17 protein-coding genes are annotated in these 17,425 nt (G+C 44.4%); 9 read left to right on the plus strand and 8 right to left on the minus strand.

The window, feature by feature from the left end:
• The first annotated feature begins 57 nt into the window (after nt 1–57).
• On the plus strand, nt 58–1,590 hold the full coding sequence (locus tag ACLSSO_RS03485) for a methyl-accepting chemotaxis protein (protein ID WP_295901195.1): 1,533 nt from the start codon (nt 58–60) through the stop codon (nt 1,588–1,590).
• On the opposite strand, the gene ACLSSO_RS03490 is transcribed toward ACLSSO_RS03485, so the two are convergent.
• On the minus strand, nt 1,583–3,277 hold the full coding sequence (locus tag ACLSSO_RS03490; protein WP_413944076.1) for a GMC oxidoreductase: 1,695 nt from the start codon (nt 3,275–3,277) through the stop codon (nt 1,583–1,585). The genes ACLSSO_RS03485 and ACLSSO_RS03490 overlap by 8 nt on opposite strands.
• Before the next feature lie 9 nt (nt 3,278–3,286).
• Entirely contained in the window at nt 3,287–5,077 is a 1,791-nt protein-coding gene (locus ACLSSO_RS03495; protein WP_295901191.1) for an alpha/beta fold hydrolase, read from the minus strand.
• Between the two features lie 210 nt (nt 5,078–5,287).
• Here ACLSSO_RS03495 and ACLSSO_RS03500 point away from each other — a divergent pair, with 210 nt between their 5' ends.
• The 5 genes from ACLSSO_RS03500 (at nt 5,288) to ACLSSO_RS03520 (ending at nt 10,925) form a co-directional block, all read left to right on the plus strand.
• Entirely contained in the window at nt 5,288–6,637 is a 1,350-nt protein-coding gene (locus tag ACLSSO_RS03500) for a hypothetical protein (RefSeq protein ID WP_413944077.1), read from the plus strand.
• A 2-nt stretch (nt 6,638–6,639) separates the two neighbouring features.
• The gene (locus ACLSSO_RS03505) at nt 6,640–7,779 is read left to right on the plus strand and encodes a metallophosphoesterase (protein ID WP_295901187.1); all 1,140 of its coding nucleotides are present in this window, start codon (nt 6,640–6,642) and stop codon (nt 7,777–7,779) included.
• Between the two features lie 29 nt (nt 7,780–7,808).
• Nucleotides 7,809–9,026, plus strand: coding sequence for a glucose-6-phosphate isomerase (locus ACLSSO_RS03510; protein WP_295901186.1), 1,218 nt, complete (start codon nt 7,809–7,811; stop codon nt 9,024–9,026).
• A 37-nt stretch (nt 9,027–9,063) separates the two neighbouring features.
• Nucleotides 9,064–9,996, plus strand: a complete 933-nt coding sequence (locus ACLSSO_RS03515; RefSeq protein ID WP_413944078.1) for a diguanylate cyclase — start codon at nt 9,064–9,066, stop codon at nt 9,994–9,996.
• 188 nt (nt 9,997–10,184) lie between these two features.
• A complete protein-coding gene (locus ACLSSO_RS03520) occupies nt 10,185–10,925 on the plus strand; it encodes a complement resistance protein TraT (RefSeq protein ID WP_295901183.1) in 741 nt (246 codons plus the stop codon).
• 40 nt (nt 10,926–10,965) lie between these two features.
• Here ACLSSO_RS03520 and ACLSSO_RS03525 read toward each other — a convergent pair whose 3' ends face one another.
• The gene (locus ACLSSO_RS03525; RefSeq protein ID WP_295901181.1) at nt 10,966–11,751 is read right to left on the minus strand and encodes a hypothetical protein; all 786 of its coding nucleotides are present in this window, start codon (nt 11,749–11,751) and stop codon (nt 10,966–10,968) included.
• A gap of 327 nt (nt 11,752–12,078) precedes the next feature.
• On the opposite strand from ACLSSO_RS03525, the gene ACLSSO_RS03530 reads away from it, so the two are divergent.
• From ACLSSO_RS03530 to ACLSSO_RS03540, 3 genes are read left to right on the plus strand one after another with little or no spacing between them, the layout of a single operon-like run.
• Entirely contained in the window at nt 12,079–12,699 is a 621-nt protein-coding gene (locus ACLSSO_RS03530) for an RNA polymerase sigma factor (protein ID WP_295901178.1), read from the plus strand.
• 4 nt (nt 12,700–12,703) lie between these two features.
• The gene (locus tag ACLSSO_RS03535; RefSeq protein WP_295901176.1) at nt 12,704–13,183 is read left to right on the plus strand and encodes a hypothetical protein; all 480 of its coding nucleotides are present in this window, start codon (nt 12,704–12,706) and stop codon (nt 13,181–13,183) included.
• 24 nt (nt 13,184–13,207) lie between these two features.
• Nucleotides 13,208–13,690 carry a hypothetical protein gene (locus ACLSSO_RS03540; protein WP_295901174.1) on the plus strand — a complete coding sequence of 161 codons (483 nt, stop codon included), beginning with the start codon at nt 13,208–13,210 and terminating at the stop codon, nt 13,688–13,690.
• A gap of 15 nt (nt 13,691–13,705) precedes the next feature.
• Here the strand turns inward: ACLSSO_RS03540 and ACLSSO_RS03545 are convergent, their stop codons facing one another.
• From ACLSSO_RS03545 to ACLSSO_RS03565, 5 genes are all read right to left on the minus strand, one after another.
• Nucleotides 13,706–14,221, minus strand: coding sequence for a DUF1697 domain-containing protein (locus ACLSSO_RS03545; RefSeq protein ID WP_295901172.1), 516 nt, complete (start codon nt 14,219–14,221; stop codon nt 13,706–13,708).
• Nucleotides 14,222–14,250: 29 nt separating this feature from the next.
• Nucleotides 14,251–14,979 (minus strand): hypothetical protein, encoded by a 729-nt coding sequence (locus tag ACLSSO_RS03550; protein WP_295901170.1) that lies wholly within the window; start codon nt 14,977–14,979, stop codon nt 14,251–14,253.
• 93 nt (nt 14,980–15,072) lie between these two features.
• Nucleotides 15,073–15,621 (minus strand): hypothetical protein, encoded by a 549-nt coding sequence (locus ACLSSO_RS03555; protein WP_413944079.1) that lies wholly within the window; start codon nt 15,619–15,621, stop codon nt 15,073–15,075.
• A 73-nt stretch (nt 15,622–15,694) separates the two neighbouring features.
• Nucleotides 15,695–16,705, minus strand: coding sequence for an aminopeptidase (locus tag ACLSSO_RS03560; RefSeq protein ID WP_295905322.1), 1,011 nt, complete (start codon nt 16,703–16,705; stop codon nt 15,695–15,697).
• 59 nt (nt 16,706–16,764) lie between these two features.
• On the minus strand, nt 16,765–17,337 hold the full coding sequence (locus ACLSSO_RS03565) for an outer membrane beta-barrel protein (RefSeq protein ID WP_295905320.1): 573 nt from the start codon (nt 17,335–17,337) through the stop codon (nt 16,765–16,767).
• Nucleotides 17,338–17,425 lie beyond the last annotated feature (88 nt).

Below are 17,425 nucleotides of genomic sequence, written 5' to 3' on the forward strand. Positions count from 1 at the left end.
ACGATTTCGCAACACTACCCTGAGATAAGGAAGTGCAAAGGAATTGCAGGAGGACGTATGAAGCTGGTAACAAAAATAGTATGTATTGTGGCGTTAGCGGCTGCTTTGGCATCAATTACATCAACTCAGATCGCAAGAAAAGAAGTTGAAGAGCAAGGGCAAGAAGATCTTGTTCAAAAAAGTCAGGCGATTTTAGATCAGCTCGAAGGCATCCGAGACTATGTCGCCGATCAAGGCGGTTTGCAAGAGTATATCAATCAGATTGTTGCACGGTATCCCGATGGCAATATTCCCCAGGATATAAAAACAAGTATTTTAAAACGCGTTCCCATTTTTGCTTCCATGAAAGTGGGGCAGGATCAATCGGAGCGCGCTGGATATAAATTTCGGGTCTTTGCTAAAGAACCCCGTCGCAAAGGCAACTTAGCCGCGGCCGATGAAGCGCAAATTTTTGACAAATTCGAACGGGATCCAAATTTGAAAGAATTCGTGGCGACAACGGACAATCATATTGTCGTTTACAGACCAGTGCGGCTTTCTGAAAAGCAAGGCTGCTTACTTTGTCATGGCGAGCCTTCACAAAGTCCTTTCAAAAATGGAAAAGATATTCTTGGTCATACGATGGAAAATTGGGCGGACGGAAGACTTCACGGTGTCTTCAGTATCACATCTGATATGGCACCCACTCATGAAGCTGCGAAAGCGTCCGTGCAAAATATTTTACTCTTTGCTTTGGCAGGTTTGATTTTCAGTGTGATCCTTGCCTGGTTTATTTTAAGAAAACCTTTGGAAAAATTGCGTGATGCCGTTGATTCAATTAAAAATTCAAGCGCGCGTCTTGCGTCGACAAGTCACGAGATATCAAGCGCTTCACAAAACTTAAGCAGCTCTTCCACCCAAGCTGCGGCAGCTCTTGAAGAAACATCGGCGTCTTTGGAAGAATTGACAAGCATGGTGAAACTTAACACCGAAAATGCCAACAGTGCCAAAGATATTTCTGTGAGCGCCATGAATTCAGCGAAAGTCGGTGAAGAACAAATCCGTACTTTAATTGAATCTATGAAGGAAGTTTCTACATCCTCTAAAAAGGTCGCTGAAATTACCACAGTGATTGACGATATTGCCTTTCAAACGAATCTTCTGGCCCTCAATGCTTCGGTGGAAGCCGCTCGTGCTGGGGAACACGGAAAAGGTTTTGCTGTTGTCGCGGACGCCGTTCGTTCCTTAGCTCAGAAATCCGCTGTCTCAGCGAAAGAAATTTCAGATCTCATTTCGCAAAGCTCCACTTTAATTAGTTCAAGTTATAATTATGCGGTTAAAAGCGGAGAAACATTGCAGGCAATCGTGAAAGAGGCAGAAAAAGTATCTGTGCTGAACAACGAAATCGCACATGCTAGCGTCGAGCAAACCACTGGGATTGAACAAATCAGCAAAGCGGTTCATGAACTTGATAAAGTCACACAGAACAACGCCGCTTCCTCCGAAGAGGCCGCAGCGGCTTCCGTTGAATTATCGCGACAATCTGAGCAGTTAGATGAATTGGTTGGCGGCGTGGGAGACGTCATCAATGGAGCGAAGAAAGTCAGTTAACCTGGCTTTCTTCCGTTTTCTGTTGGGCGTTTTTTTTCTGCGGAATTCGAGACGCTATATACTCAGCCATAGCGGCAATCGTTAACGAGGGATTTGCTCCTGTAGAGGTAGGAAGAATACTTCCATCAATAACATGCAAGCCCTCGTAGCCGAAAACTTCTCCCATAGTATTGACGAAGCCATCTTCTGCGGAATTCCCCATCGGACAACCGCCAAGAGGATGAACGGAAATCACCTTGTTTAAGTGAGTCAGCGGGTTTTCAACATAAACGCCATCCACCATGTCGGCGATCTTTCGCATCTCTTCACGCAGACGATCAAAGTGCGGCTGGCTTTTATCGATCTTCCAACGAATGATAGCTTGGTTGTCGTCGCGAAGTTGGATTTCTCCATCGGGCTTATCGCGCCCCATCCCTAAAAGAATCAGACAGCGTTTTGTAAATTCGGCGCGGTCGATAGTTCTCGCGAATTCATCACCCATATTGATTTGATCGCGACCGTTGATTTTGAGAATTTTAAAAAAATGTTTTTTAAGCTGATGGCTCGCTAATTTTAAAAGACCTAAAATACCGCTGAGCTGTGGAATGCGTCCCGAAAGAAACCAGGCAAATCCCAAGGGATATCCGGCTTCCTGTAAATACATGCCGTGAGGGTATCCGTCGTCATAATTGCGAAATGAATATTCGATAGAGCCTGTGATCACCGGGCCATTTGTGGCATCCACATTCTGTTTTGTATTAAAGATCCACGAGATGAGATCCCCATTACCGCTCCACTTTTTTCCTAACCAATGATTGAGTTTAGGAAGATACCCCTGTTTTTTCATTCTTAGTAATAAAGACGTAGAACCTAGTGAGCCAGCAGCAAGGATGACCTTCTTGGCAGTAAAAACATTTTCCTGCATGGGAAATTCAGGAATGACATAAGTCACAGCGTAATGATCTTCGCGTTTTTCAATACGAATCACTTCAGCGTGAGTTCGCACGTCAGCTGGGTGAGGATTGTTTTTTAAATTTCTAGCGCGATAAAGATAATTTAAATCCAAAGAATTCTTTGCGTGAATATTGCAACCGATGTCGCAATCGCCGCACTTATTGCATCTAGATTGCAAAGCTCCATGACTATTGAGTGTTTGATGACCCGGAAAATCTCCTTCAAAGCGAACTGCCAAAGGAGGTAAAGTGAACTTGTGACGTTCCCTCGCCTCGGGATGCATCGGCATTTCTTCAGAAAGTTTTTTAAACAAAGCCGTCTTCGGCGTGTTTTTATAATAGGAATGCGTTTCAAACGGATAGGGTTGAGCCTCCATCATTTTTAATACTTTTTCGTAATAAGGATCCAAGAGCTCCCGCGAAATGCCTCCGGGCCAATTCACGAAGAACTCAGGAGGCATTTTATAAAGAACATTGGCATAGATAAGACTTCCTCCGCCAAGGCCGCTTGCGGTTAAAGTCATCGCATCACTGTCGGGAGTGTCGCGAATTTCCATCAAACCGAATTTGCGATCTTGCGGGTCCCAGAACATGTTTTTGCGGACTTCATGAGGACGACGGGGAAACTCGTGCATCTTCCACTGCCGACCCCGTTCTAACAAACAAACTTTGTAACCTTTTTCGACTAAACGGCAAGTCATGACCGAGCCCCCGAATCCGGACCCGATCACGATGTAATCGTAATCTACTTTCATGATTTCTTCCTATGCAATACGCAGCTTTCTGACTTCAGTGACACTCACTTGTTGTTTTAAGAATTCTACCAATTGCGGAAAGACTTCCGTGTGACTGTATTGTCCCATGAAGACGTCTTGATGTCCGTAATTGGCGAATTCTTTGTACTGAATACGGGCGGCGTTCTTCGTGTTTTTTAAAATTTCATAAGTCATTTTATTCGATTCTGGAAAAATATGATTTTCCGAGCCAGAAACCAGCAGTGTGGGAGGAAGATCCCGCTTCTTCATTTCCTCAAGATAGTTCATCTTGCCGTCCCACGAAACCGAAGCTTTTGCCAGAAGCATTTTGCGAATATGTTTATAGTAATGAAAGCTGGTTCCGCCAAAAAGATCCATCAAACGACGATGAGTCACAGGATGGATATTGCGGTGATTGAAAGCGGCAGGGAAGCCCCAACCCCACATAAAGCTCACCATATGACAAGCAGGCTCTTTGCATTCACTTCGAATCGAACGCTCCATCCAGTAAAGCCATTTTCCGAAAACACGTCCTGGTGAATAAGGAATTTTGGGAGACACGTAAGGATATCCAAATGCTTGTTCTAAAATTTCAGGCCCCACCATCATCTTTGCAAAGGCCTGCCAGGGCACTTGCGGCGTCAGGGACACACTGTTAGCAACAATGCTCGCGATGTTTTTTACGTATCCTGCCGCATAAGAAGCCATAAAGGCAAGTGAACCCACACAGTGAGCGATCACGTGAATTTTCACATCATTCCCGCAAGTCTCACGAATGAAATCGACGGCTCGCGGAATGTCATATTTAGCGACATCATCAACGGTGTAACGGTGTGGGTGAAGGTTGTAATTAAATCTTCCGCTTCCCCGCCAATCCAAAGACCACACATCAGAAAAACCTTGCGTGTGCAGATGGTTCACAAGGTTTTCATGCTCTGGCATAATGTACATGTCTGTCGACGTGGTCAGTCCGTGCAGAAGCAAAATCACATCTTTGGATTCTTGGAATTTAAAACGCTGCACCGAAATAGTCAGGCCGTCGCGCGTGTCGAGAGGATGAAGAATTTTTTCACCTAAAGCCACACCTTGAGTGGTGTGCAGAGGGTACTGATGTTCATTCCAGCGGGCTGAAGTTGTAGTGAAAATAAAAGGAGCGTAACTTTCCCAGAGCGTATCGGTGAAAGCTTTAAAGTAGCGCAACAAGGATTCTTTTTCTTCAAGATAAGAAGTCGCATTTGTTTTAAAGCTGCGCATTTGGCGCAAGAAATCACTTAAGGAAATACGCAAGACACCTACGGCATGGACATTCTTTTCACCAAATTTTTCGAAATTAGAATGGCCTTCCCAGAGATAATAGTAAAGCGTTGTCGTCTGCTTCCAAAGCTCACTGGCATTTTCTTTTAAAATTTCTTTAAAACCAAAAAATGTCCATTTTTTTCCTTCACGGTCCGTGAGAAAAAATGTGTAGTGCATTTCTTTTACCGTGTCGTAGTGAGGACTTGCGGCGGGCTGAGTGAAAAGTTGGAAAAAACCGTCATCCAGGCGCATGTCATCACGAAACCGGAAGTCAGTGATCTTACCAAAAACTTTGGAAGTCGTGCTGTGGTCCGCTAAAAAACGTTCAAGATCGGGGACCTTGATGGTAACCGTAAATTCAAATGGCAGCTTATCGGAGCGCTCATTTTCAATTTGAAAATCATTGTGAGAAAGAGGCTGGGCTGGAGACAAAACAAATTTTTTAGGAACAACGTAGCCCGCCATCTTCTCGGTAAATTCGAGAGATACTGTGTTCTTCTTCATCTCATTGTCCTTTCCTTTCTAAACAATAAGACGTTTTTTGGGCACTTGAAAGTCCCGCAACGGACCAAGGCTCGGTGGCCATCAACAAATAATTGTGTACGCAAAAAACTGTCTCAAAATGAGAACGGCTCGACCTTAATCCTGATATTGGCCTGACTTTGCATTACTCTTAAAGAGAAGAAGGAAAAATTCCGATATTTCCCAATAGATATGAGCAAAAAGAAAAAGAAATCTTCAGCCGCAGAGAATCTGATTGAGTCCTTGATGGATGACCTCAAGGATATTCAGTCCGAATCTTCTTACCGTGCCGCCACGGATGAAGATGATTTTTCTGGTTTGCCGACTCTGGATGACGAAGCCCACCGCGTGGAAAACACAAATGCCGGTGGCGGCAACCTCTGGGAAAATTTAGAAAAAGGAATCGAAAAGGACTTGGTCTCTTCTGAGTTTACGGGTGGGTCCGAGACTTCTGATTCTTCTGACGATCTTGATGAAGAAGCCTCTTCAGATTCTGACTTTGATATGCCAGAAGGTTTTGGCAACTTGCCACCTTCAGAGCGTTTTATGATGGGAAGTCCTTCTGCAGAAGAAGAGCATTACGATGGTCCTTCTGCCGATGGCGGTTATCAATCCCCTGATGATATTTTCGCGGCTCCTTCAACAGAAGATATCTATAAAGGCCCTTCCGTTGATAATCTTCCGTCTGTAGAGTCTGACGATGAGGCCACTCGCCCTGTATTCAGTCCATCTGCAATGGGCGGTGGAGAAGATAAAACCGTTTCTATTCAACAAGACATGAACGTCACCTCTTCGGTGGCGGCCGGGACAGACGCGGATAAAACTGTGGCTGTGGAAGGTTTTGCCAATGCTCGTTTGGGCGCGCGCAAAGCTCCGGATGTCGATGTGAAGGTGAGTGTTGGGAATTACCGTGGAAGCCGTGGCTCTGCCAACGTGATGACTTCCGTGGATGCAAGTTTGGCGCAAGCTGAAAACTTGAAATTGGCCCAACAACGTATTTTGGAATTGGAAAAAGAAGTTGAACATCTGCGCGGCGAAAATGAAGAACTGGCTTCGGCTGGTGAGATCATTCGCACTCGCACGGATGAACTGACAGTGCGCATTTCTTCTTTGGAAAAAGAAAAACAAGAAGTGCAAGAATCCGCACAAAGCGAGATTTTGATTTTAAAAGGCAATCTTCAGTACAAAGAAAACGAAGTTGCCAAAGCGCGTATAAAAGTCGACGAACTGGAAACTCGACTTAAATCGGACTTTAAAAAGATCCGCGTCCGCGAAAGAGAGCTGGAAAATCGTCTAGAGCTTCTGCGTGCAGAGAAGTCAGCCCTCGTTCGGTCTAAAGATGAGTATATCTTAGAACAGAAAAGAAAGATTGATCAGCTATCTCAGGAACTCGATAATTATCGTAAGAAGTGTCTTGAACTTTACAAGACTATCGAGGCCAATCAGGATCAAGTTAAACGCACCGAGCGTGCTTTGCGCTTGGCTTTAACGAATCTAGAGGCTAAAGAGGAGAACCTCGTTCCGTTGAAGAAAGCTGAGTAGTCATGGATTCTGCTTCCCCAGTTGAGAGCAACGAAGGCGTTACAGTCGCCAAACCAGCTCCTGTCAAAAAGATCAAAATCATTGTGAGTGATCTCCATTTGGGGAAGGGTCGTCTTTTGGAAAAAGGCGGCATTAACTCTTTAGAAGAATTTTACTACGGTGAAAAGCTTGTTGAGTTCATTCATTTCTATTCCACGGGTGTTTACCGTGATTATGAAGTGGAGCTGATCATCAACGGCGACTTCCTCAATTTCTTGCAATGTGATTACAAAGGACATTTTCTTTCGGTCATTACCGAGTCCGTGACTTTGGAAATTTTAAAAGAGATTGTGAAGGGGCACGCCAATGTTTTTAAAGCTTTGGCTGAATTTGCTGCAAAGCCCGGCAATACGATTACATATATTGTCGGCAATCACGATCAGGGTATGTTGTGGCCTGCGTGTCGCGCGTTTTTAAATCAAGTGATTGGCACTCCGATTCGTTTTAAAAACATTGTGTACTTCTTTGATGGTGTGCACATCGAACACGGTCATATGCACGAAGCTGCCAATCGCATGGACCCGAAAAAGTTCTTTCTTAAAAAAGATCTTGTCGAGCCTATTTTAAATCTGCCATTTGGCTCCCATTTTTTCCTCGAAGTGGTGTTAAAGATCAAACAACATTATCCCCACGTCGATAAAATTCGCCCGTTCGGAAAAATGGTGCGATGGTCTTTCATGAATGAAACAAAGATCATGATTAAGGCGTTCTTTATGGCGCTCGGATATTTTCTTAAGAGTGCCGTGGTGAAAGATCCTCGTCGTCACTGGCCTCTGAAACGCATTATCCAAGTCATTGCTGAAAGTGCGATCTTTCCTGATTTAAGTGAGTCAGCGCGTAAAATTTTAGGCGATGAACGTGTTCACACGGTCGTCTTTGGCCACACGCACGTGTACCAATACCGTCAGTGGTCAGAGAATAAAGAATATTTTAATACAGGGACGTGGACTGAGATCACATCTTTGGATATTGTGTCTTTGGGAAAAATCACGAAGCTGACTTACGTGCTGATCGAATACCCTGAAGACGGAGGCCGCCCTCGCGGTCGTCTGAAAGAGTGGAAGGGTTATCATCGAATCGAAGAAGACGTGGCTATTTCCTAACGGCCCAATCAGGTTAGAAGGCGGAACGTATGTTGGAAATTGCTCAAGCGGCACATAAAATTGATTCTTCTGTTCATGAAAAATGCCAAGAAGCTTTGAAAATCTTTTTGCACAGAAAAGATATCGGATTTCCACAACTCATGGAGCGCGTTTCCTTGTGGCAGCAATCCTACAAAGTGGGCCAAGAGTTTTCTCATCGCTTCAAGCGTCTCGTCGTTGTCGGTGTGGGCGGAAGTTCTTTGGGAACCCGTGTGATCGCCGAAGTTTTCAGAGCTAAAAAATTATTCTTCGTTGATAACGTCGACGCTTTGGAATTTGAAACCTTAATCGAGGAATTAGGCGATTTGCGCGAAGTGGGTTGGGTTTTCATTTCTAAAAGTGGAACGACGATTGAAACACTGTGTGCTTTGGAATTCCTCGATCAAATTTTTAAGGAAGAAAATCTTCATTTGGCAGCTCAAAGTGTCGTGATTTCGGAAAACAAAGAAAACACACTGACAAAATGGGCTAAGAAAAACGAAGTGCCCATGTGTGAAATTCCTGTGGATGTCGGAGGACGTTTTTCTGTTCTTTCTCCAGTGGGAATGATGCCTGCGGCCTTTCTTGGTTTGGATTTAGAAAAATTCCGCGTTGGAGCGATGCGCGCTCTTAACGACACTTCTCTTGTGACACAAACTATGGCGCAAGTCGCACAAAGTTTTGATCGCAACGAGTGGATCACGCTTCTTTGGTCTTACAATTCGCGTTTAAAAGATTTTGGTTCTTGGTTTCAACAACTGTGGGCGGAGTCTTTAGCGAAGGGGCAAGGACGTGGCGGCGGTGAAGCTCCGCGTGCAAGTACACCGATGTCAGCTGTGGGCGCTTGTGATCAACACTCCATTTTGCAACAAGTGATGGAAGGCGCTCGCGATAAGTTTGTGATATTTGTGCGAGTTGAAGAATCTGAAGCGGGTTCTCAGCGCCTTCATAAAACTCAATTCTCTGAGACAGCAGATCTTGAAGGTCGCACCATGGGTGAACTTTTGAGGGCAGAAGCTGTGGCCACACAAGAAGCACTGACGCAGAATGGAGTTTCTACTCTCACGCTTAAGACAAAAGTCTTAGATGAGCACACTCTGGGATATATGTTCATGTACTGGCAGCTTGTTGTCGCGGGCCTCGGCGAGTACATGCAAATTGATGCTTTTAATCAACCTGGTGTTGAGCTAGGCAAGAGACTAGCGAAAGCAAAATTGAAGAAAGCATGATTGTCATTCGTCGGTGGGAAGCCGTATACTTTTTTGTATGGCTCACAACGATGACAACTCCGACAATTTAGAAAAAACCAGTATAGTCGCTAGTGATACGTTCAAAGGACGTCTGAAAGAGGCTGATGAAGTTCCTCCGGCAATCGTTGTTTTGATCGGTCCTCCAGGTTATGTGGGTAAACAGTATCCTATTACGGCCAACGACATCGTGATTGGTCGCTCTGTGGAAAGCCAAGTTTATATCGATGATAAAAGTTTGAGCCGCTCGCATGCAAAATTCGCAGTGAATGGCAGTGAAGTGTCTGTGATCGATTTGGGTTCAACGAATAAGACGATCGTGAATGGCCAAGTCATCCCGCCACTCGCTTCTTGCTTATTAAAAAACAACGATCAAATCAAAACGGGCAACGTTATTTTCAAATTCCTTGAAAAAGGAAGTATTGAAGCGATGACGAACGCGGCGATGTACGAACGCGCGCAGAAAGACGCTTTGACAGGTGCTCACTCCAAAGGAGCCTTGATCGAAAAAGGCCCTGAGGCGATAAAGCGTGCCGAAGTTTTGAACGAACCTCTGAGTCTTGTGACTTTCGATATCGATCATTTTAAAAAGATCAACGACAACTACGGCCATCCGGGCGGTGACCATGTGTTGAAAGAACTTTGCCGAATCGTGATCACAAAACTCATCCGCTCTAACGACTTCTTTGCTCGTTACGGTGGGGAAGAGTTTGTTCTTCTTCTTTCTGGTTCGTCTTTAAAAACAGCCGGCGAAGTGGGTGAGCGTATTCGTCAAACAATCGAAGCGCATGAGTTTGTATTTGAAGGTAAAAAAATTCCTGTGACGATTTCCGTGGGAGTAGCGACAAAACTTCCGAATGAAACGGAATGGAATCAAATCTATGACCGTGCCGATAAAGCTTTGTATCAATCCAAACAAGGCGGCCGCAACCGCGTGACGGTGGCTCAGTAAGATAGAAGCATTTAATTGAAAATTAAAAAAGGCCGTGAAAAACGGCCTTTTTTATTTGTCTAAGGTTTTAGAATTAAGGTCTTTTTCTTAAGACAAATATTCCCGATCTCAATTTTAACTCAGTTTAAAAGCAAAATATCTCGGCCTTTTCTTTGAATATCCTCCCAGCAACCAAATGGAGGTGAATCATGAATCAAACCGTTATCAAATCAATCCTTGCTCTTTCCGCGCTTTACATGCTTTCTGGTTGTGCGGCGACACAAGTGGCCTTGTCAAAAAAGAACTTAGATGTTCAGACGAAAATGAGCGCAACGCTCTTTCTTGATCCGATCGATGAAGAAAAAAGAAAAACTATTTATGTTGTGGTGAAAAATACCTCTGATAAGTCTGAGTTCCAAATCTCAGATGAAATGCGCAATGCTTTGCAGTCTAAAGGCTTTAAAGTGGTTTCAAAAATGAATCAAGCGGCTTTTGTTCTACAAGTAAACGTCTTGCAGGTAGGTAAAGCCGATCCTAACGCGGCCGAAGCAGCGATGTATAAAGGTTATGGCGCGGACGGTGTCGCTTTGGGGGCGGGAGCGGCCTACGTTGCTGGTGGAAGTGACAAAGCAATGGTCGGTGCCGGCATCTTAGGAGGTATTGCTTCCGTAGTCGCAGATTCTCTTGTTAAAGACGTTCACTTTAGCGTCATTACAGATGTGCAAATCAAAGAACGTCTGTCAGGAAAAGGCAAAGCGCAGAATACAACTCTGCACTACAATGAATCAGGTACTAGCGGAGGTACGTTTTCGAGTTATTCTGAAAAATCCGAGTGGAAGATTTATCAAACACGGATCTTGAGTTCAGCTAATAAAGTGAATCTAGAATTTGCGCAGGCGGCGCCGGAATTAAAACGAGCGTTGGTGCAAAGTATCTCTGGAATTTTCTAAGAAAATTTCAACTCAAGCCCAAGAATTCAATCTTGGGCTTTTATTTTTCCTCAACGATAGAAATTAGACTCCAAGACAGAGGCACACCAAAAGCAAACGCAGAAAGATCCTGCCGTGTTGCGGGCTTTAATTGAATCACTGGTGTTGTATCCGTGAGGGATGTCACGAAGTTCACGCGCACCAAAGAAAAACGATTTGGATTTTCAGGATCAATCACTCCTAAAAGTTTATTGTCGCGATCCGCAAAGACTTTCAAAACAAAATGATTTCCGCGCACCAAAGGACGATCCATCAAATCATCCGGCAGTGGAATATTTCTTCCCGGTCTTCCAGGACGCAATCCTGGCTCTGGCGGCCTTGGAATTTCGCGGAAGTTCAACATCAGGATTTGCACGGCAGGACTCCAGATGTCGTCTTCTTGAATTGTAACACCGGAACCATAGCGGCCTTTAATGACATAATCCTGTTTGATTCCCAGCTTGCCGTTCAGAGTTTTTAAAAATGCCACAAGATCCGGTTCGACAAGGCCTTGATTGATATCGATGTGCTTTGCGCGAAGATCGTCGCCCACCTCACGCACTAACTCCACCAGATGCTCTTTGCTGTAGGGCTGTTGAAGCGATTTAAGCTGCAACCAATTCACAGCACTGGTAGGCCCGCACAAGGAACTGTCAGATTTTCCGGGAGCCACACCTCGTTCAAAGAAAAGGCTGTCGTTTTGATTGAGCATTAAAGCGGGGAGGTCGTTCTCTGCCGGAAGAACAACGGCGAAAGAAAGAACTCCATATAATAAGACGGAAAAGAAAAGGCCCCAGGTTTTTGTCATGCGGTGGTTTTAGCAGATTACATATATAGACAAAATATTCGGGCGCGGTTTTCGTAATCTTTCTAGGCCCACAATGCTCCAGGACCTTCATCCGGGGTCATAAGAAATGCTAATACGTGTCATAACAAAATGCGTAATTCCTAAGATATTTCATATATTTAGGGCCACTTTGACTATGCTTCCATCGGCATCATCGTTGCATTAATGAAACACTGTAGGCACCGCGGGTTTGGGGGCGAATTTACCGGGGGCTGAGGGGGGCGAAATGGCCTTTCTGGGAAAAAAATTCAGAACGTTAACCGAATTTAGACAGAAACGAGTCATATTATGGAGAGAGATCTAGTAGTGACGGATCTTGAACTGGTTGAAAAAGTAAAGTCTGGTGACAGGCGTTCTTTTTCCGAACTCGTGAAACGACATCAAAGAAGTGTGCTGCGGTTGAGTTTGAGGTTTGTGAAGGACATGGACACAGCGGAAGATGTGACGCAAGAAGCGTTCATCAAAGCTTACGAGAAGCTGAACTCTTTTGAGGGCAGAGCTTCTTTCAAAAGCTGGTTGTTCCAAATTGCAGTGAATACTGCGAGGAACAAAATCCGCGAGTCAAAGCGTGACACCGTCGATATCGACGATGTGCAGTTAGCGGTGGATGCCGAAGCTGAGAACACATTAGTTCATACGGCGGTGGCAGATATCCTTCACAGTGAAGTGGAGAAATTGCCGTTTAAACAAAAAACAGCGTTGGTACTTCGTGTTTACGAAGACCTCAGCTTTAACGAAATTGCCGATATCATGCAGTGTCCATACGACACAGCGAAGGCGAACTACCGCCACGCTCTCATGAAGCTTCGTCAAACTTTTGAGCAAAGTTCCGAGCTCAAAAACTGGACGGAGGAAGTTGGTGGTTTCTTTATGGAAGTAAACCAAAGATTTGCGGAAGCAGAGGGATAAATCAATGGACCGTATCGAACCGATGGATCGTATGGATAAAGTGCGCAAAGGGCTGAAAGCCAGCGATGATCTTGAACTCCCGATGAGCGAAGATTTCTTCGATCGTCTGCACGACAAGATCATGGCCGAGGTTGAGCAAACCGAAATTGCTCCGGCTCCCATCCTCATGACCCCCAGAAATGTTTTGCGCGCTCACTGGCGAGGATGGCTTTATCCGGCAGGCGGTGTGATGTCTTTGTTTCTGTTCTCAGCCTTGTTGTTGAGTCAGGTGTCAAAAGTAAACCAGTCTATGCAACGCGTGGGTTTATTGAGTGACGGTCACGAGCGTATTGTGGCGCAAGCACTTCTGTCCCCAGAGGACCTATCCCAGACTTTAATCAGCACGCAGAGCGAATCTGACTTTTTTATGGACGTAGCTAGCGAATCATTCGAAAATTTATCTGTAGCAAAATTCAATAAAATCATGGGTGAAAGCGGACGCTAATTCACCCTTTTCGGGTGAGTTGACGTGCGCGGATTATTTTTAAGTCTAATTTTAATCGTCCTTGCGGGGACGTTCTCTTTCGTGGCTTCCGCTGCGGAAAAACGCAATCAGTTGGAAGAACTTCTTATCTGGAAAATGAGTGATGAGTTAAAGCTCACACCTGTGGAAGAAAAGAAGTTCACCGACATCGTGCAGGGGCTGAACAAGAAAAAGTCTGAACTGAATCAATCCCTTCAGGCGTCTATCGAAAAAATGAGCAAAGCTGACACGGCCAAAGCTAAAGAAGAAGAGTTGGGTCACTACCGCAAAGCTTTGCAAAACTATGGACGCTTGAGTGAGGAAGAGTTTGATAAGTTGAAGCCTCTTTTAGGTGCACAGCGAATGGTTCAGTACCTGCAGATCAAGCAAGACCTCACTAACAGAATCAAAACAATGCTGGCGAATCCAGAAACACAAAAAGGACCGAAGCCCTCATTGCCACAACCGAAGTTGATTGAAGAAAAATAGTTTCGTTAGCGCGTCTTATTTCTGAATCACTTTTTTAAGAGTGTCCAAGGTTCTAGTTGTAATTGATTTTCCGAATGTCTTTTCGAGTAGAACCATGAAGGCCGGTCCCTTTGGATGCGGCAGATAAGTTGAGCAGACCATAGTGCCTTCAATTTTAAGGATCGCGGCGCCATCTTTTTTGATAGGAAGATTTGGTTTCACCGTGGGATTTTCTTTTAGAAAAGTCACCACACGCTTTGCTTTCGAGTTAGATTTTTCTTCTCGAAAAGGATCTGAATCCAACCAATCGCGCAGATCTTCTTGCGCCCTTACAATTGTCGGGAAGGAACGCTTTGAATATTTCGCAAGCCCATCTTCGATTTGTTTTTCTAAAATTTTTTGAGATGTTTTCTTTGCATCAAAAACGACATTTCCACTTGAGAGCACGGTCACCACGTTAGTGAAACCCATCTTTTCAAAACAGAGCTTCACTTCGGGCATCTTGGCATTGAGTGGGCTGACACCGCGAAGAAAAGCGATATATCTGGGCATTGTCTCGTTGTCTCCTAGCTGCGCAGCTTTTATTTTTTGGTGATACCGGTTCCGACCATAATCAAGTCAGCAGATTTTTTAGCAAGGGAAACGATTTGATCTTTATAGAGACTTGCCAATTTATCGGGAGTCATCTTCGCGGCTTCCGCACAAGTTTTTCCCGTTTTAACAGTAACAAGTTGCGGAGTCACCGTCGCTTGGGCTTCAATTTTTTTCGTTTGCACGTTCCATAGCTCAGCGCCAATCAGGAAGTAAGCTTCAAGCTCTCCTTTGGTTCCGACGGGAGCTTGGCATAAAAATCCATAGCCGGCTTTGTGCACAGGGAAGTTTTCATTCAAAGTCGGGTGCACAACAAAAACATACTTGGCACCTTGTTTCGCGGCTTCATCAAGAACGTACTGTTGAATGCCTTGGTAGCGATTTCCCAAGTAGATGTTTTTAAGGCTCATAGCTTCTTTTTTACCCTGATTGATTTTTTGTGTATCAAGGTTCACATCCAAAGAAGTTTTGTTCTGGCTTTTTAGTTCTGCACGGATTTCATCGACAATAATTTTGTTCAAAGACCAAGCTGCCGTGTTTGCAGCGTACTCTTTATTTGAAAATGTTGTTGTGCCTGTGTATTTGACCACGGCTTGATCATCTAAGACAGAAACTACACCGACGTTATTGAGCTGTTGCAATTTACTTTGCTCGATAGGTTTTGTTGCGCAGCTGATAAGTAGAGATGGAAGAAGGAAGAGCGAAATGTTCTTAATCATGATGAACTCCTCGAAAGAGGATACGAATTTTTGATTAAGATGTCTAGAGAGTTGGACCAAGCCGTCTCTTCGACTTGGTCCTTAGATTCCTAATTAACATTCACCACTTTGTGAAAGATAGATTTGGTAAACTGTGCCAGTTGTCGTGTCGATAACTAGCAAAGTTGCAAACGTAACACCACAATATCCAGGGCCGTTCCCAGTGTAGCCAAACTGTGCGCCGGCTTTGGCAAGAATGCGGATCACTCCAGGCCATTCTTTTTTAACCTTTTGGATTTGCGCTTTGATTTTTGCGGCTTCCGGATCTGTATCATCGTAATTCTCGAGACTTTCTTCGGATTGAGAAATCATGAATTCCGACATGGCATTTGCAGAATTCGCGGATGTTGTTCCCATGTCCACTTCATCACCCCAAGCGATGTCTTGAACTTCTTTGTGCACAAGCTTCGATACCTCACCGTATTCATGCATAGAAAAGTTTTGCAAAATTTCTTCCGCTGTTTTGCCGCCGACATGAAACACGTCATAGCCATAGGCAAGATCACCAAGCTTTGCAACCTGAGCTTCGATCTCAGATGTTTTGGCGAAAGCGTTTAAAGAAAAAGTCAAAAGCAAGGCGCTGAATAAAGATACAGTCTTCATGGTTCTCTCCGTTTTGAATGGGCTCTTTATAGGAAGCCCTTTTAAAAAAGAGAAGTGCGCTTCTTATTACTTATTATTCTTTTTTTGCATGAGTGCTTAATGAGACGATCAAATCTTTTAAGCCCTGAGAGGGATCTTTAACCTTTTCCAAAGTCTTACATTGCTCAATAAAGCGCGAATAGTCTTTTCCCAAAAGCTCATAAAGGCGTTCAAAGTCCCCAAGATCCTGCATATAGGTTTTATAAAGAAGCAGGCGAGCGTTGTTGAGCTTGGCTTCGGGAAACTTTTTGTAACTGTCAGTCTTAAGCTGCGGTTGAAGTTCCTTTGTAAACTTTTCCTGAATCAGATGAATGCGCTCTTGGCGTTTGGATTCAGATCTTTCGGCCGCCGGTAGATCTTTGTACCATTTTTCTAGATCCTTCAGCTCGCCCGAAATAAACAGCGAAAAGAGTTTGTTATCCGCGTTTTCGTTCTGAATCTGCTTCAAAGTGGGAGAGTCCGTGCCTTCTTTTTTATGGTAGAATTGTTCAGCTCCTTTGTTTCCCAAAAACGTAGCCAGGCGTTCATTAAAGTCCGCGGAGTTTTTAATATACAAAGTCGTGTGCACCGTTTCGTGAATAATCGTGTTCACAAGATCGTAGTCGTCATAACGAAGCATGGAACTTAGGATGGGATCGTTAAACCATCCGAGGGTGCTGTAAGCAGAAACGCCGCGCATGTAAGTATCGAGATCTTCTTGTTGCAGTTCTTTTTCTTCTTCAAGAGCATCGGGTTCGTTGAAGTATCCTTTGTAGGGCATTTTCCCCATAAAAGGATAAGACCACTGATAGTGTTTGAGTTCCCAACGGTAAGCCGCACTCACCACATACGTAACGTAAGGTCTTCCCAGTTCAACATACGATGTGTAGTTTTTTGTGGATTTAAGATGCAGTTCTTTTTCCGCGAACTCGCGGGCTTCTTGAGCTAAGCGCAGTTTTTGTTTTTTGGATTCATCAAGCTTTGGATCTTGCAGAGCTTCTTCAATGGGAACGCGACTGCCAAGCAGTTTCATCTGCCCATAGCCGGACTTCATCAAATAACCCATTTGGCATCCGCACAAAAGCGAAAGACCTAAGGGAAAGATCGCTACTTTAAGAAAACGTTTTATAAGACCCAAGTGATTCCGGCACGAATAGAAGAGTCATCCGTTTGCATTCCTCCGCCGATCGGAGTTTTCCAAACATCGTAACTGAGTTTAATACCAAATGTTTCTGTGAGTTGAATTTTTAAGCCCGCACCATAACTTGGAACTGTTGCCGTTTCCGGTTGAAGTTTGAAAGTGTTTTGTCCTTCAATTTTCACTTCTTGATAGCGGCTGATTTGGGCTCCGCCGCCTTTGATGTAGGGTTGGAACAAAGCTTTTTTGTCGGCAAATACCAAAATCAAATCCGCACCCATGATTTGGGATTTTTGAGTTGTGGTACGTTGGGCATCCGAGGGACTCGCTTTTTCTTCACGAACACCGCGTGCATCTGTGTAGCTCAGTTCCAGTGCCAAGCGTTCCAAGAAGTACAGGGATAACGATCCTGTGATGGATTCTGAATCGAATTTATTGTTTTCATCAAAGGTCGTTGTTTTTCGTCCGTAAGAAAGACCGAGTTCAGTGTACATAGCTTGTGCGGAAAGAGACGTTGAAACTAAAACGGCCAAAACTAAAACAGAAAATATCTTTTTCATATTCTTTCATTCTAGCAAGGCTCCTTGGCGAGTGACATGAATTCCGCCATTCTCTGGACTAAAGGAGCTGGACCATGTACAACCAAAG

This window comes from Bdellovibrio sp. HCB-162 (assembly GCF_047344985.1).
Taxonomy (GTDB): Bacteria; Bdellovibrionota; Bdellovibrionia; order Bdellovibrionales; family Bdellovibrionaceae; genus Bdellovibrio.

What these genes read in the sequence shown, in the direction of transcription:
- ACLSSO_RS03485 (WP_295901195.1), top strand. Translation starts at nt 58, where the DNA reads ATGAAGCTGGTAACAAAAATAGTATGTATTGTGGCGTTAGCGGCTGCT.
- ACLSSO_RS03490 (WP_413944076.1), bottom strand. Translation starts at nt 3,277, where the DNA reads ATGAAAGTAGATTACGATTACATCGTGATCGGGTCCGGATTCGGGGGC.
- ACLSSO_RS03495 (WP_295901191.1), bottom strand. Translation starts at nt 5,077, where the DNA reads ATGAAGAAGAACACAGTATCTCTCGAATTTACCGAGAAGATGGCGGGC.
- ACLSSO_RS03500 (WP_413944077.1), top strand. Translation starts at nt 5,288, where the DNA reads ATGAGCAAAAAGAAAAAGAAATCTTCAGCCGCAGAGAATCTGATTGAG.
- ACLSSO_RS03505 (WP_295901187.1), top strand. Translation starts at nt 6,640, where the DNA reads ATGGATTCTGCTTCCCCAGTTGAGAGCAACGAAGGCGTTACAGTCGCC.
- ACLSSO_RS03510 (WP_295901186.1), top strand. Translation starts at nt 7,809, where the DNA reads ATGTTGGAAATTGCTCAAGCGGCACATAAAATTGATTCTTCTGTTCAT.
- ACLSSO_RS03515 (WP_413944078.1), top strand. Translation starts at nt 9,064, where the DNA reads ATGGCTCACAACGATGACAACTCCGACAATTTAGAAAAAACCAGTATA.
- ACLSSO_RS03520 (WP_295901183.1), top strand. Translation starts at nt 10,185, where the DNA reads ATGAATCAAACCGTTATCAAATCAATCCTTGCTCTTTCCGCGCTTTAC.
- ACLSSO_RS03525 (WP_295901181.1), bottom strand. Translation starts at nt 11,751, where the DNA reads ATGACAAAAACCTGGGGCCTTTTCTTTTCCGTCTTATTATATGGAGTT.
- ACLSSO_RS03530 (WP_295901178.1), top strand. Translation starts at nt 12,079, where the DNA reads ATGGAGAGAGATCTAGTAGTGACGGATCTTGAACTGGTTGAAAAAGTA.
- ACLSSO_RS03535 (WP_295901176.1), top strand. Translation starts at nt 12,704, where the DNA reads ATGGACCGTATCGAACCGATGGATCGTATGGATAAAGTGCGCAAAGGG.
- ACLSSO_RS03545 (WP_295901172.1), bottom strand. Translation starts at nt 14,221, where the DNA reads ATGCCCAGATATATCGCTTTTCTTCGCGGTGTCAGCCCACTCAATGCC.
- ACLSSO_RS03550 (WP_295901170.1), bottom strand. Translation starts at nt 14,979, where the DNA reads ATGATTAAGAACATTTCGCTCTTCCTTCTTCCATCTCTACTTATCAGC.
- ACLSSO_RS03555 (WP_413944079.1), bottom strand. Translation starts at nt 15,621, where the DNA reads ATGAAGACTGTATCTTTATTCAGCGCCTTGCTTTTGACTTTTTCTTTA.
- ACLSSO_RS03560 (WP_295905322.1), bottom strand. Translation starts at nt 16,705, where the DNA reads ATGGGTTATTTGATGAAGTCCGGCTATGGGCAGATGAAACTGCTTGGC.
- ACLSSO_RS03565 (WP_295905320.1), bottom strand. Translation starts at nt 17,337, where the DNA reads ATGAAAAAGATATTTTCTGTTTTAGTTTTGGCCGTTTTAGTTTCAACG.